General features: G+C 63.8%; 13 protein-coding genes. 6 read left to right on the top strand and 7 right to left on the bottom strand.

The genetic code is table 11. The annotated features are described in order from the left end of the window. A complete protein-coding gene (locus NLM31_RS35055; protein WP_254133827.1) occupies positions 1-207 on the bottom strand; it encodes a hemin uptake protein HemP in 207 nt (68 codons plus the stop codon). A 247-nt stretch (positions 208-454) separates the two neighbouring features. On the opposite strand from NLM31_RS35055, the gene NLM31_RS35050 reads away from it, so the two are divergent. From NLM31_RS35050 to NLM31_RS35025, 6 genes are all read left to right on the top strand, one after another. Further along, positions 455-2,800 (top strand): TonB-dependent hemoglobin/transferrin/lactoferrin family receptor, encoded by a 2,346-nt coding sequence (locus NLM31_RS35050; RefSeq protein ID WP_254195209.1) that lies wholly within the window; start codon positions 455-457, stop codon positions 2,798-2,800. A gap of 96 nt (positions 2,801-2,896) precedes the next feature. Further along, on the top strand, positions 2,897-3,229 hold the full coding sequence (locus tag NLM31_RS35045; RefSeq protein ID WP_254133825.1) for an antibiotic biosynthesis monooxygenase: 333 nt from the start codon (positions 2,897-2,899) through the stop codon (positions 3,227-3,229). 24 nt (positions 3,230-3,253) lie between these two features. Next, entirely contained in the window at positions 3,254-3,757 is a 504-nt protein-coding gene (gene hutX, locus NLM31_RS35040) for a heme utilization cystosolic carrier protein HutX (protein WP_254195208.1), read from the top strand. Positions 3,758-3,776: 19 nt separating this feature from the next. Continuing rightward, positions 3,777-4,553, top strand: a complete 777-nt coding sequence (exbB, locus tag NLM31_RS35035; RefSeq protein ID WP_254195207.1) for a tonB-system energizer ExbB — start codon at positions 3,777-3,779, stop codon at positions 4,551-4,553. A 3-nt stretch (positions 4,554-4,556) separates the two neighbouring features. Further along, positions 4,557-5,003, top strand: coding sequence for a TonB system transport protein ExbD (exbD, locus tag NLM31_RS35030; RefSeq protein ID WP_254195206.1), 447 nt, complete (start codon positions 4,557-4,559; stop codon positions 5,001-5,003). Then, a complete protein-coding gene (locus NLM31_RS35025) occupies positions 5,003-5,836 on the top strand; it encodes an energy transducer TonB (protein ID WP_254195205.1) in 834 nt (277 codons plus the stop codon). Before exbD ends, NLM31_RS35025 begins: the two co-directional genes overlap by 1 nt. Positions 5,837-6,000: 164 nt before the next feature. Here the strand turns inward: NLM31_RS35025 and NLM31_RS35020 are convergent, their stop codons facing one another. The 6 genes from NLM31_RS35020 to NLM31_RS34995 all read right to left on the bottom strand — a co-directional run bounded on the left by NLM31_RS35020 (position 6,001) and on the right by NLM31_RS34995 (position 12,975). Next, a complete protein-coding gene (locus NLM31_RS35020; protein ID WP_254195204.1) occupies positions 6,001-7,356 on the bottom strand; it encodes an esterase-like activity of phytase family protein in 1,356 nt (451 codons plus the stop codon). Between the two features lie 109 nt (positions 7,357-7,465). Next, entirely contained in the window at positions 7,466-8,437 is a 972-nt protein-coding gene (locus NLM31_RS35015) for an MBL fold metallo-hydrolase (protein WP_254196323.1), read from the bottom strand. Positions 8,438-8,565: 128 nt separating this feature from the next. Further along, positions 8,566-9,468 carry a carbohydrate ABC transporter permease gene (locus NLM31_RS35010; protein ID WP_254195203.1) on the bottom strand — a complete coding sequence of 301 codons (903 nt, stop codon included), beginning with the start codon at positions 9,466-9,468 and terminating at the stop codon, positions 8,566-8,568. Beyond that, positions 9,461-10,417, bottom strand: a complete 957-nt coding sequence (locus tag NLM31_RS35005; RefSeq protein WP_254133818.1) for a carbohydrate ABC transporter permease — start codon at positions 10,415-10,417, stop codon at positions 9,461-9,463. The genes NLM31_RS35010 and NLM31_RS35005 overlap by 8 nt, the downstream gene beginning before the upstream one ends. Positions 10,418-10,499: 82 nt before the next feature. After that, complete coding sequence (locus tag NLM31_RS35000) at positions 10,500-11,840, bottom strand: ABC transporter substrate-binding protein (RefSeq protein ID WP_254133817.1); 1,341 nt, start codon at positions 11,838-11,840, stop codon at positions 10,500-10,502. Positions 11,841-11,931: 91 nt separating this feature from the next. Further along, complete coding sequence (locus NLM31_RS34995) at positions 11,932-12,975, bottom strand: C-terminal binding protein (protein WP_254133816.1); 1,044 nt, start codon at positions 12,973-12,975, stop codon at positions 11,932-11,934. Positions 12,976-13,096: the final 121 nt, after the last annotated feature.

The following is a 13,096-nucleotide window of genomic DNA, read 5'->3' as shown; positions in this document are numbered from 1 at the left end:
CTACTTCGTCAGGATCAGCTTGTTCTGCGAGGTCAGGCGAAGGCGATAGTTGTCCTCGCCGTGTGCGATCATGATCTCGCGCTCGGTGGCAAACAGCTCGCGGCTGTCGATGCGATTGCCCCGCATCATCAGGGTTCGCGTTGTTGCAGAAGGGTTTTCCACGTGCCCTCCGGCGTCGTTGATGCTGTCTCCGGATGCGGCTGACATGGGTCTCGCGATGCGCTTTCGAAATTTCAGGTGCTGCTTGTTTGTATAAGCGGCGCGAGGCGCATTCCAACCGCAGCAACTTACAATCGATATAAACTGCAACCCGACGTCATTGACCGTCAGAGTGTTGCCACGTTACCAAACAGGACGATGCGGGCCGGGGGCCCGCACACAAATAGCCAGCCAGTCGCTCGCCTCGCGCTAGCGCACGCCAGCCAACAAGACACAAGATGATTGGGTTGGGGTTATGGCTGACGGGGCTAGGTATTCGCGCGCCTTGATTTTGGGCGCGTCGGTGGTTTCAATCGCGGCAATGGCGGCGGAGAGCAGTCTTGCGCAGACGGCGCAGCCGCAGGCCGAACAGGATTCGGCGGCAGGATCGAAGCAGGCCAAGCGCAAGCAGGCCAAGCCGCAAATTGCGCAGCAAGCCAAGCCTGAAGTCATGAACGCTCGTGCCCAGGCCGGCGGCGCGGCGCCGGTGCAGACGCTCGACACCATCACGGTGGCCGCGACCAAGACCGAGGAGCGCGCGATCGACTCGCTCGCGCCGGTCTCCTCCGTCTCGCTCGACAAGATCCAGGGTTTGCAGCCGAACCGGCTGTCGGACATCTTCTATAACGTCCCCGGCGTGTCGTTCCAGGAGCGCGGCGATGATCCCGCGACCGTCATCAATGTCCGCGGCTTGCAGGATTTCGGCCGCGTCGCCGTCGTGGTCGACGGCGCGCGGCAGAATTATCAGCGCACCGGTCACAACGCCAACGGCTCCTTCTTCCTCGACCCTGAATTGATCGGCGGCGTCGATGTGGTGCGCGGACCGACCGCCAACATCTACGGCTCCGGCGCGATCGGCGGCCTGGTCTCGTTCCGGACCAAGGACATCAACGACGTGCTGCGCCCCGGCGAGCGCTGGGGTGTCGATCTCTCAGGCTCCTACGGCTCCAACAACAGCCGCGGCCTCGGCTCGGTGTTCGGCGGCGTGCGCGCCACGCCCGACGTCGATATCTTCGGCGGCGCGGTCTACCGCACGCAGGGCAATTACAAGGACGGCAACGGCACCGAGATCGGCAACACCGGCAACCAGGTCGAGGCCGGGCTGATGAAGCTGACGGTGCGCCCCGCGCTCGGCCACGAGGTCAAGTTCGGCGCCACGTTCCAGGACTATCAATACAGCATCGGCCAGATCAACCGGGGTCCGACGACATCGGCGGCGCTGATCGCGTTGAACCGTGGTTCGTCGGTCTACGCCTCCGATGCCAAGAACTACACCGGCACTGTCACGTGGAACTACGCACTGCCGAGCGACAATCTGTGGGACTGGCACATGTCGGCCTACGCCAACCGCACCGAAAACGACCAGACCAAAACCTATGATTACGGCAACCCCACGGCCTATTGTAACGGCGGTCTCGGAAACAACATTTCGGGCTGCGTCGGTACCGGTCGTGCCTACAAGCTGAATACGTTCGGCTTCGATGCCAACAACACCACGCGTTTCGACGTTGCCGACTGGCGCAACGCGCTGACCTGGGGCGTCGATGCCTTCCAGGACGACGTCATCACGACCGACAGCCGCGGCAATTCCAACGTCACCACGCCGAGCGGCATCCGCACCGTGTCGGGCGGCTTCCTCCAGTTGAAGCAGAACTACGGCACCTGGTTCGAGGCGGTCAGCGCGGTCCGTTACGACCGCTACAATCTGCAGTCGGGCGGCACCAACACGGGCGGTGATCGTTTCTCGCCGAAGATCACCCTCGGCGTCACGCCGGTCCCGGGCTTCCAGCCCTATGTGAGCTACGCCGAAGGCTACCGCGCCCCGTCGATCACGGAAACGGTCATCTCCGGCGCCCACGCGACCGGCGGCGGACCGGCCCTGTTTGCCTGTCCGGACGGCACCTCCGGCGTGTTCTGCTTCCTGCCCAATGCGAACCTTCGCCCTGAGGTCGGCAAGAACAAGGAAGTCGGCTTCAATCTGAAATACGACAACATCTTCCGCGCATCCGACTCGTTCCGCGGCAAGATCAACCTGTTCCAGAACGACGTCAGCGACTACATCGACCTCGTGCCGTTCGGCTTCGTGGCGTTCCCGGGCTTTGGCTCGTTCGCGAAGTACTATCAGTACCAGAACATCGCCAGCGCCCGGATCCAGGGTTTTGAGGCGGAGACGATGTACGATGCCGGCGACTGGTTCGTCGGTGTCTCCGGTCATTACATCCAGGGCAAGAACGTCGCGACCAATGTCGGGCTTGCGACCATCACGCCGCGCAAGGTCGTCACCACGGGCGGTGTCCGCCTGCTCGATCGCACGCTGATCCTGACCGCGCAGTGGGCCTCGTACGGTCCGAACAACGACGTGCCCGCCGGCTATCTGCCCGCGACGGGATACGAGCTGGTCAATCTGTACCTGACCTACAACGCGACCAAGGACATCGTGTTCTCGGCCTCGATCGACAACCTCTTGAACCAGTACTACCGGCCCTACGCCATTCCCGGCAGCTCGGTCGACGGCACCACGCAGAACGACGTGCTGTGGTCGAGCCCGGGAGCGGGTCGGGTCTACAAGGCCGGCCTGAAGATCCACTTCGGAGGTGCGTAAGCCGCGCGTCGCAACGTCACCCACGTCCGCCGGGCCGCGCTGATGCTCCAGCGCGGCTTCGGCGTGTATTCGTTTCAATGAGAAGGAGAGACACTTATGTTCATCGCCATGAACCGGTTCCAGGTGAAGAAGGGCGCGGAGACCGCGTTCGAAACCGTCTGGGCCACCCGCGAATCCTATCTCGGCAGCATGCCGGGCTTCGTCGAGTTTCATCTCTTGAAGGGCCCTGAAGCCGAGGACCACACGCTCTATTCGTCGCACACGCTCTGGGTCGACAAGGCCGCGTTCGAAGCCTGGACCCGCTCGGACCAGTTTCGCCGCGCCCATGCGCGCGCCGACAATCAGACCGGCGAGAGCCTCTATCTCGGTCATCCCAAGTTCGAGGGTTTTGAGGTGATCCAGAGCGAGCGCAAGGCGGCGGCGGCCTAAGGCGGCGCAGATGAGGAGCCGGACATGCTGAGCACCGATCTCGCCGATCTCAGGGCGTACATGGCCGACAATCCCGGCGCGGTCATCGAGGACGTCGCGCGCGAGCGCAAGGTCACGCCGCGCGCCGTGATCGAGGCGCTGCCGTTGTCGATGCTGCGCATGGGCGGTGGCGAGCATTTCGCCGCCGCGATGCAGGACATCGCCGCATGGGGCGAGGTCACGCTGATCGTCCACACCGATGATGCGATCTTCGAGTTCACCGGCAGCATTCCGGCTGGCGAGATCGGCCGCGGCTATTTCAACCTGATGCAGCCGAAGGGCCTGCACGGCCATCTCCGCCACGAGCGTTGCGCCGGCATCGCCTTCGTCGAGCGGCCCTTCATGGGCAAGTCGTCCGCCTTCGCCGCCTTCATCAATGCCGACGGCGGCATCATGTTCAAGGTGTTCGTCGGTCGTGACGAGACCCGGGCGTTGCGTGCGGATCAGCTCCAAAGGTTCCGGCAGCTGGCGGACCGGATCGCGGTGTAACGTCATTCAGGAGATCAGGATGCAGGGCAATCTTCGGCTTCGGCATGTGATCGCAACCATCGCGCTGGCGCTCGCGCCGACACCGGTCTTCGCGATCGATGAGGCGCTGCTGCCGCGCAATCTGTCGCCGTGGGGTATGTTCATCGGCGCCGACATCGTCGTGAAGGCGGTGATGATCGGGCTGGCCTGCGCCTCGCTGGTGACCTGGACGGTGTGGCTCGCCAAGACCATCGAGCTGCGCCGCAAGAGCGCGCGCGCGGTGCAGCGGACGCGTGCGCTCGAAGGCAAGATGAAGCTGGCCGAGGCGGCCGAACGTGCGGGCGAGGCGCACGATGCGGTGGCGCAGCTCATCCAGTCCTGTGCGAAAGAGGCGGAGCTGTCAGGCGGCATCGTCGACGACGGCCTGCAGGAGCGCGTCGCGTTGCGGCTCGAGCGGGTCGAGGCGGCGATGTCGCGGCAGATTGCGCGCGGCACCGGCGTGCTCGCGACCATCGGCGCCACGGCGCCGTTCGTCGGCCTGTTCGGCACCGTCTGGGGCATCATGAATGCCTTCATCGGCATCTCGGAGAGCCACACCACGAGCCTCGCCGTGGTCGCGCCCGGCATCGCGGAGGCGCTGCTCGCCACCGCGCTCGGTCTCGTCGCCGCAATTCCGGCGGTCGTGATCTACAATCACCTGGTCCGCGGCATCGCCAATTATCGTGCCTTGCTCGGTGACGCATCCGCGCAGCTGATGCTGCAGGTGAGCCGGCAGCGCGATCACAGGGACTTCCGCCTGGCGCGGGCGGCGGAGTAGGTCATGGCAGCGAAGCTCGGCGCACGCACGGGATCGCCGCTCAGGCGCGGCGACCCTGGCGATCTCGACGTCGTCAATGAGATCAACGTCACGCCGTTCATCGACGTGATGCTGGTGCTGCTGATCATCTTCATGGTGGCAGCCCCACTCGCCACCGTCGACATCGGTGTCGAGCTGCCGGCGACGGCCGCCGAGCCGGCACCACGGCCGGACAAGCCGGTCTTCGTCACGGTGAAGCCGGATCTCGCGATCGTCGTCGGCGAAGACGTCGTGGCGCGCGACGCGCTTGGCACCTCGCTCGACGTCGCCACCAAGGGACGCAAGGACGAGCGCATCTATCTGCGCGCCGATAAGGCCGTTTCCTATGGCGACCTGATGGAGGTGATGAACACCTTGCGCAACGCAGGCTATCTCAAGGTCGCTCTCGTCGGCCTCGACGGACGCAGTTGATGACCGCGGCCAACGCCTTTGCGCTGCATCAGCCGCTTGGCGAGCGTGAGACGACGCGCTGGAGCGTATCGGCCGCTGTCATCGTCACATTGCATATCGCTGCCGCACTGCTCACGATGCACTGGCTCAGGTCGCAGCCGGAGCAGGGCGTCACCCTGCCGGCGATCATGGTCGACATGGCGCCGATGACGTCGGCGCCGCAATCGACGCAAGACGAGGTCGCGCCGGGACCAGTCATGCAGGAGGCCGACGCCTCGCCACCGGAGCCCGTGCGGCACCAGGCCGTCGAGGAGACCATCGCGCCGACGCCGCCGCAGGACAAGCCGGACGTGGTGGCGCCGCCCGAACAGAGGTTGAAGCCGGTGGACGCCGAGCCCACGAGGGTCCTCGCCGAGACCAGGCCCGAGCCGGTCAAGCCGAAGGTGGTGCGTCCCGAAGCGAAGAAGCCGAGCCACACGACACCCGCGCCGCGCACCACCGCTTCGCCGCGCGCGGAGCGGCAGGCGCCGGCCGCATCGGCCGTCAGCACCGGCGCATCGGCGGTGGCGATCGCCTCCTATAACCAGATGGTGGCGGCGCATCTGCAGCGCTTCAAGCAATTTCCGCCGGCGTCGAAGGCGGCCGGCGAGCATGGCGTGGCGCGGTTGAGCTTTACGCTGAGCCGCAGCGGCCAGGTTCTCGGCAGCCGTCTTGCCGGCTCGTCCGGCTATGCCGCGCTCGACGCCGAGACCATGGCGATGGTCCGCCGCGCCCAGCCATTCCCGCCGTTCCCGCCGGAGATCGCGCAGGCCTCGATGGGCTTTACCGTGCCGATCTCGTTTGCGATCAGGTAGGCTTTTTTCACCTCGCCCCGCTTGCGGGGAGAGGTCGGATTGCATCGAAGATGCAATCCGGGTGAGGGGGTACAGGTCTCACGACAATCTTACGTGTGGAGAGAGGCCCCTCACCCCAACCCTCTCCCCGTAAGAACGGGGAGAGGGAGAGGAGAGAGCTCTGCTTACTTCGCCTTCAGGAAATCGGCGACGTCGAGCAGCATGAACTCGTCGTCGTCGGCCTTGTTGGGATCGCGGCTCGACGAGAACGGCAGGTTGTTGTCGTTGCCGACGATGATGTGGGTGTCGTCGACGCGATCGACGTTCTCGATGGTGAAGAACGGGAAGGTGTAGACGCCGTCATTGAGCGGCTTGCGCGCCTTCTTGTCGGGATCCTGGATCTTCATGAGGTCGATATAGCCGATCTTGCGCACGGGCTTGCCGACATTGGCGTCGTTGAGTTCGATCTTGTAGACGCGCTTGAACTTGGCGACATCAGGGAAGCAGTTCTCGCCGCGCGTGCCCGCCGGGCAGGCCTTGTCGGGCGTGCCTTCGCCGTTGTCGCGCTCGATGACGAGGCCGGCGGAGGGATCAATCATGTTGAAGTCGCCGATGGCGTTGCCGTTCTGCTCGAACACATACTGCCAGTAGCGGCCGGTGAATTTTTCGGCGGCGACGTCGAATTCGAGGATGCGGGAAGCTTCCTTGCCGTCGACCCGCTCCCAATCCTTCTTGTCGGCATCCCACAGCGGGCCCTCGAGCAGACCGTAGAGGAATTTGCCGTCCTTCGACGAGGCAAAGCCTTCAAAGCCCTTGGAGCGGCGGAGATTGACGTTGGTGTAGGTCGCGCCCGGGGCGCCCGGTGTTGCCACCGCCCAATGATCGGGCGAGCGCACCGGCTTGCCGTCGGCGATGGTCTCGAACACGGCGAGGATCTTGCCGGTCTTGTCGGCCTTCAGGACGTAGGGGCCGAACTCGTCGCCGATCCAGAAGGTGTCGCCGATGATCTGGAAGCCCTCGGTGTCGAAATCGGCGCCGGTGAGATAGCGCTTCTCGGTGTCCTCGTGGACGATGCGGAACGGCACCTTCTTGTCGGGGTCGTGCAGGAAGACGGTCCCTTCGCGCTCGATCTTGCCGCCCGCCCAATCCATCTTGTAGTGGTTCAGGTACAGCATCGAGTCCATCGAATTGGCGCGCGCGCCCATGCCGTTGTCGGTGATGACCCAGAAGCTGCCGTCGGGCATCTTCTTGATGCCGGAATGGCCCTGCAGCGGCTGCCCCTTGAACGGCAGCGAGACGCCGGTCGAACGTTCGAAGGATTTGCCCATCACGGTGCCGAGCGCGTCGACGCGCTTGCCGGTGGTGTATTTTCCCGAGGTCTTGAGATCGGCCGGCGCATCGGCCGGGGCATCGATGAAGGTCGCAGCCGGCATCACCACGTGGCCGGCGAGCTTGGCCGGGAATTCACCCTCGCTCTGTGCGAGCGCGGTGCTCGCGGTAAGAACGATCGTTGCGACGGTGCAGAGAAAAGTCGCGCGCATGTGCGTCTCCTGTTAGCGGACGACGCCTTATGCGGATCGCATATTGCAGTTTTGTGAAGCCGGGCCAAACGCCGCAGGCGCGGTTTATTCCCTTACCGCACGCGGCGTCTCACGCGGTTTCGTAGACCAGTCTGGTGAAGAAGCCGGGGTCGACGAGGAACTGTCCCCACTTCGCATCGAACGCGGCGGTTGGCTTGGCCGCAACCGTCTCGTCGCGTGTCTTTCCCTGCTTCTTGAGATTGCCGACATTGTCCCTGATAGCGACCAGCATGTCGCGGAAGCCCTGAAGCTCGGCTTTGTTGCTGACGGGCTTGCCGTGACCGGGGATGATGATGGTGTCGTTGTTGGCTGCTGCCAGATTGGCATCGGAGGCCGCAATCATGCCGTCAATGCTGCCGCCGGTCGAATGGTCGATGAAGGGATAGATGCCGTTCCAGAAGGTGTCGCCGGCATGCAGGATATTGGCCTCGGCGAACATGACCGAGATGTCGCCGTCGGTGTGAGCGGGCCCGTAATATCTCAGCGCGACCGACGCTCCGTTGAGCTTGAGGTTCTGCTCCTTGGTGAAGACCTCGGCCGGGACCGCGCTGGCGGGCAACGCAAGGAAATTGTAGTCCCAGTCTTCGACCCGTTGAACGACGGAAAGATGCTTGCGGGTGTTTTCGTGGGCGATGATCTTCGCGCCGGCTGCGCTCAGCCATTCATTGCCGTCGGCATGATCGAAGTGCCAGTGTGTGTTGATCAGATGCGCGATCGGCTCGCCGCCGAGCTCGGCAAGCGCCTTGCTGAGCTGTGGGCGCGAGACGCCGATGCCGGCATCGACCAGAAGCTTGCCGTCCGGTCCGGTGAGGACGGCGATGTTGCCGCCGGATCCTTCGAGCGCGCTGATATTGTTGCGCAGCTTGTAGGTCTTGATCGGTGATGTCGCCGCGCTGTCCTTGATCAGGCTGACGAGGCCGCGCGCTTCTGCGTAGGCCTGCCGCGGGCTGAGCCATCCCCCCGTTGCGGCGAACGTGGCGCCGCCGACGCAGCACAGGCAAAAGCCGCGTCGGGACATTGACTGGAGCTTTGGCGATCCCATGTGATGCTCGCTTTCTGGAGCGAGGACAATTGCGGCCACGGTCGCTCCGCCGTTGCCGCCGCAAGGTGCGACCAGGGCAGACAGCAGTCTATCAGGACCGCACGATCACTTGCGCGCGCGGTGGCCCGTTACTCCTTCACCGCGCCGGTCAGCGAAGACACGTAATAGTCCACGAACAGCGAGTAGAAGATCGCAACCGGCAGCGAACCGAGCAGCGAGCCCGCCATCAGCGCGCCCCACTGATAGACGTCGCCGGTGACGAGCTCGGTCAGGATCGCGACCGGCACGGTCTTGTTGGCGCCGCTCTGGATGAAGGCGAGCGCGTAGATGAACTCGTTCCAGGACAGCGTAAACGAGAAGATGCCTGCCGAGATCAGTCCGGGCACCGCGAGCGGCAGCGTGATCCGCCGCAGGATCTGCAGCCGCGTCGCGCCGTCGACCAGCGCGCATTCCTCGAGCTCGTAGGGGATCGACTTGAAATAGCCGATCAGCAGCCAGGTGCAGAACGGTACCAGGAAGGTCGGATAGACCAGGATCAGGGCCAGCGGCGAGTCGAACAGGCCGAACTGCACCACCACGGTCGCGAGCGGGATGAACAGGATCGACGGCGGCACGAGATAGGCGAGATAGATGCCGAGGCCGACATACGGACTGCCGCGGAAGCGCAGCCGCTCGATTGCGTAGGCCGCCAGCGTGCTCGCGATCAGCGACAGCGTGGTCGAGCCGACCGCGACCAGCATCGTCGTCCACAGCCAGCGCGGATAAGCGGTTTCGAACAAGAGATGCTTGATGTGCGCCAGCGTCGGCGAGGTGATCCAGAACGGATTATGCTCCTTGTAATTCAATAGCTCGGCGTTCGGCTTGAACGACGTGATTGCCATCCAGTAGAATGGAAACAGCAGGATCAGCACGAAGCAGCCGAGCGGCAGATAGATCATCATCAGCCGCCGCAGCCCGGAATCCCAGGCCATGGTGTCGGGCGCCGCTTTTGCGTCGGCGACGGTCGAGGCTTGTGCGACGGTATCAGTCATTGGCCTCTCCCTGCTGCCATTTGCGGCGCGCCAGGCCGAAATAGGAAAACAGCGTCGCGAACACCAGGAACGGGATCATCGACACCGCGATCGCGGCACCTTCGCCCAGCTCGCCGCCGGCGATGCCGCGCTGGAAGGCGAGCGTGGCGAGCAGGTGGGTCGAGTTGACCGGGCCGCCGCGGGTGATGGCGTAGACCAGCTGGAAGTCGGTGAAGGTGAAAATGATCGAGAAGGTCATGACGATGGCGAGGATCGGCATCATCATCGGGAAGGTGATGTAGCGAAAACGCTGCCAGGCGCTGGCGCCGTCGAGCATGGCGGCTTCGTAGAGCGAGGGCGAAATGGTCTGCAGGCCCGCCAGCAGCGAGATCGCGACGAAAGGAATGCCGCGCCAGATGTTGGCCGCGATCAGCGAGAACCGCGCCGGCCAGGGCGAGCCGAGGAAGTCGATATTGGTCGTGCGCCAATGCAGCACGTCGACCAGAAGATAAGAGATGATCGAGAATTGCGGATCGTAGATCCACCAGAATGCCAGCGCGGAGAGGACTGTCGGCACAATCCAGGGCAACAACACGATCGCGCGCAGCAGGCTCTTGAACGGAAAATGGTTGTTGAGCAGCAGCGCGAGCCAGAAGCCGAGCGCGAACTTCCCGAAGGTCGCGATGCCCGTGTAGATCACGCTGTAGAACACCGCGTTCCACCACAGGGGGTCGGTGAGCAGGTATTGGAAGTTCTCCAGGCCGATGAACTCGCCCTTTCGACCGATCGTGGCATCCGTGAACGCGAGCCAGATGCCGAGGCCGAGCGGATAGGTCAGGAACACCGCGAGCAGCCCGATCGCTGGCGCAAGGCACATGGCAATCAGGAACGGCTTGTAGTCGAACAGCCGCACCAGCCAGTTCGGCTGCCGGTGGGCCAGCACGGGAGGGGAGAGGGTGGTCACGGACATCAGGGCGTTGTCCTGTCCTTAAGGGTCACCACACCCGTCATTGCGAGGAGCTTCGCTCGCAATGACGGGTGCTTTGTCGTCGTTACTTCTGCCGCCGGAAGTATCGCTTGCAACGCTGCTCCGCCTCCGCGGCCGCTGCTTCAGGTGTCGCAGCGCCGGTTGCGACCGAGGCGAACATCTGCACCGTGACATAGTCCGCGCGAACAGCGCCGGTGGCGGTCGAAATCGGACCTTTATAGCCGGCGTAGTATTTGCTGTTCATAGTGTCCTTGAAGATCGCGACCTTGGGATCGCCCTTCCACACCGCCGCGTCGGCATAGGCCGCAAGCGGTTGCGACCAGTAGCCGCTGTTGGCGTTGAGCCACGGCTCGTACTGGTCTTTCTCCAGCATGTATTGCAGGAAGGCCTTTGCAGCATTGGGGTACTGGCTGTGCTTGAACACCATGGCGTTCAGCGTCAGTCCGGACATCGGCGACACCGGTGCAAGACCCTTCGGCAACGCCTGATGTTCGGAATCCTCGGCGATTGCCGCGGTCGCCGGATCGTTCTTCAGCGAGAAGTACAGCGAGACGCCGTTCGCCGTCAGCGCGATTTCCTGCGAGGAATAGGCGCGGTTGTTGCTGACGTCGTTCCACGACGGCGTGCCCGCGATGAAGGTCGGATAGAGCTCCTTCACGTAGTTCAGCGCCGCAATCGTCTCCTTGCTGTTGATGGTGACGTTGCCTTCTTCGTCCAGCAACGCGGCGTTGTGCGCCCACATCATCCAGTCCGCAAAACCGTTGCCATCGCCGACGGCATTGCCCAGTGCAAAGCCGGCGGGTTTGCCGGCCTTCTGCAGCTTCTTGCAGAGGTCCAGGAAACCAGGAAGGTCGTCAGGTGCCTTGTCAAACCCGACAGATTTGAGAACGGACTTGCGATAGATCAGCGGTCCGCCGGAGGCCCCGAAGGGAAGCCCGATCCAGGAATCGCTCTTGGCCTTTTTGCCATAGGCCTTCGCCAGATTCTGCCAGCCGCCATACTTCTTGCCGAGATAGTCTGCGACGTCGGTCAACTCGATCAGCTTGTCGATATAGATATGCGGTGCGTCGGAGAAGCCGATGATGATGTCGGGGCCGGCGCCGGAATTGGCGGTGACCGCGGTCTGCTGGTTGATGTCTTCCCAGCCGACGAAATCGACCTTGACCTCGACGCCGGTCTCTTTGGTGAACTTGGCCGCATTGGCGCGGAACACGTCCTCGTCGGCCTGGACGAAGCGCACCGGCCGCAGCATGCGGAGCGTTGCGCCCTTCTCGATCGGCAGTTTCGGCGCGGGGACGTCGGCGGCCTTGATGTTCGATGTTTGCGCTGCAGCACCAGTGGCGGCGAACGTCGCAGCAGACAGGCCCAGCGCCAAGGCATCACGACGTGTGATGTCGTTCCTCATCAGTTCCTCCCTATGATGTCTCCCTTCCCGGCGTTGATCGCCGGTGAAGGGCCGTTTCGTTCTTTCGGCGCGCGATTTGCGGCCGGCCGCCTTAGCTGTTCGGGCCGCGATCCATGCCGACGGGCTGCCAGCGGCGGAGCGCGGTGTCTTGCAGCACCGACGGATTGACACAGCTTACCGGCCACATGCCCTGAAGCACCAGTGACAATTCGTAGCCCACGCGGCGCTTGCGCGCCTCGTCGAACCGTGCCGAGGCCGAGGCGACATGGGCGGTCAGGGTCACGTTCTCCATGCCCAGGATCGGGTTGTTGTGCGACGGCGGTTCCTTCTCCAGCACGTCGAGCGCGGCATGCGCGATCCAGCCCTCCTGCAGCGCCTTGATCAGGCTCTCCTCGTCCACGGTGGCGCCGCGCCCGGTGTTGATGAAGATCGAGCCCTTCTTCATCTGCCGAAAATGCTTCTCGGTCAGCATGTGATGCACCTCGGGCCGGGCAGGTGCATGCATCGAGACGAAGTCGGATTGCGACAGCACCTCGTTCAGCGTCGCCGGGATGACGCCGTGGTCCCACATCAGCGTTTCCTGGATGAAGGGATCATAGGCCATCATGCGCAGGCCGAACGGCGCGGCGCGCTTCGCAACCGCACGCGCGACGCGGCCGAACGAGATGAAGCCGAGCGTCTGGCCCATCAGCCGCGGAACCTTCAGGAGCGCAGGCCTGCCCTCGGCCCAGCGGCCGCTGCGCACCATCTTGTCCTGCTCGACCAGGCGGCGGAAGCCGGCGAGGAGCAGCATCATGGCATGGTCGGCGACCTCCTCGATGAAGGTGTCGGGGATGTTGGTGACGGGAATGCCGCGCGCGGTCGCGGCCTTCACATCGACGCTGTCGACGCCGACGGAACCGAGCGTGATGACCTTGCAGTTCTCGAGAGTGTCGATGATCGATTTGGTGATCGGGATGCCCTTGGCGTAGATCGCATCGGCATTCCTGGCGGCGGCGATGAACTCCGCCTCGTTGGCCGGTGCCTCGACGATCTCGGCATCGATCGGATCGAGCGCTTCGCGCTCGTAGGAGTAATCGCTGCCCGCGACCGTGAAACTCGCGCCCTTCGGCGTCACCACCCTGTATTTCGGCATTTCCTGCTCCCGATTTGGTTTGTCGGTTCTTGTTGCGACCCGGCCTTCTCGATCGGGCCTTTGCGTCTTTTACGCGAAATCGATCCGGTCGCGTACAATTCCCGGTTGTTGATCCGGCGAA

The sequence above is a fragment of the Bradyrhizobium sp. CCGUVB4N genome (assembly GCF_024199945.1).
Taxonomy (GTDB): domain Bacteria; phylum Pseudomonadota; class Alphaproteobacteria; order Rhizobiales; family Xanthobacteraceae; genus Bradyrhizobium.
This window is presented reverse-complemented; position numbering and strand designations above follow the sequence as displayed.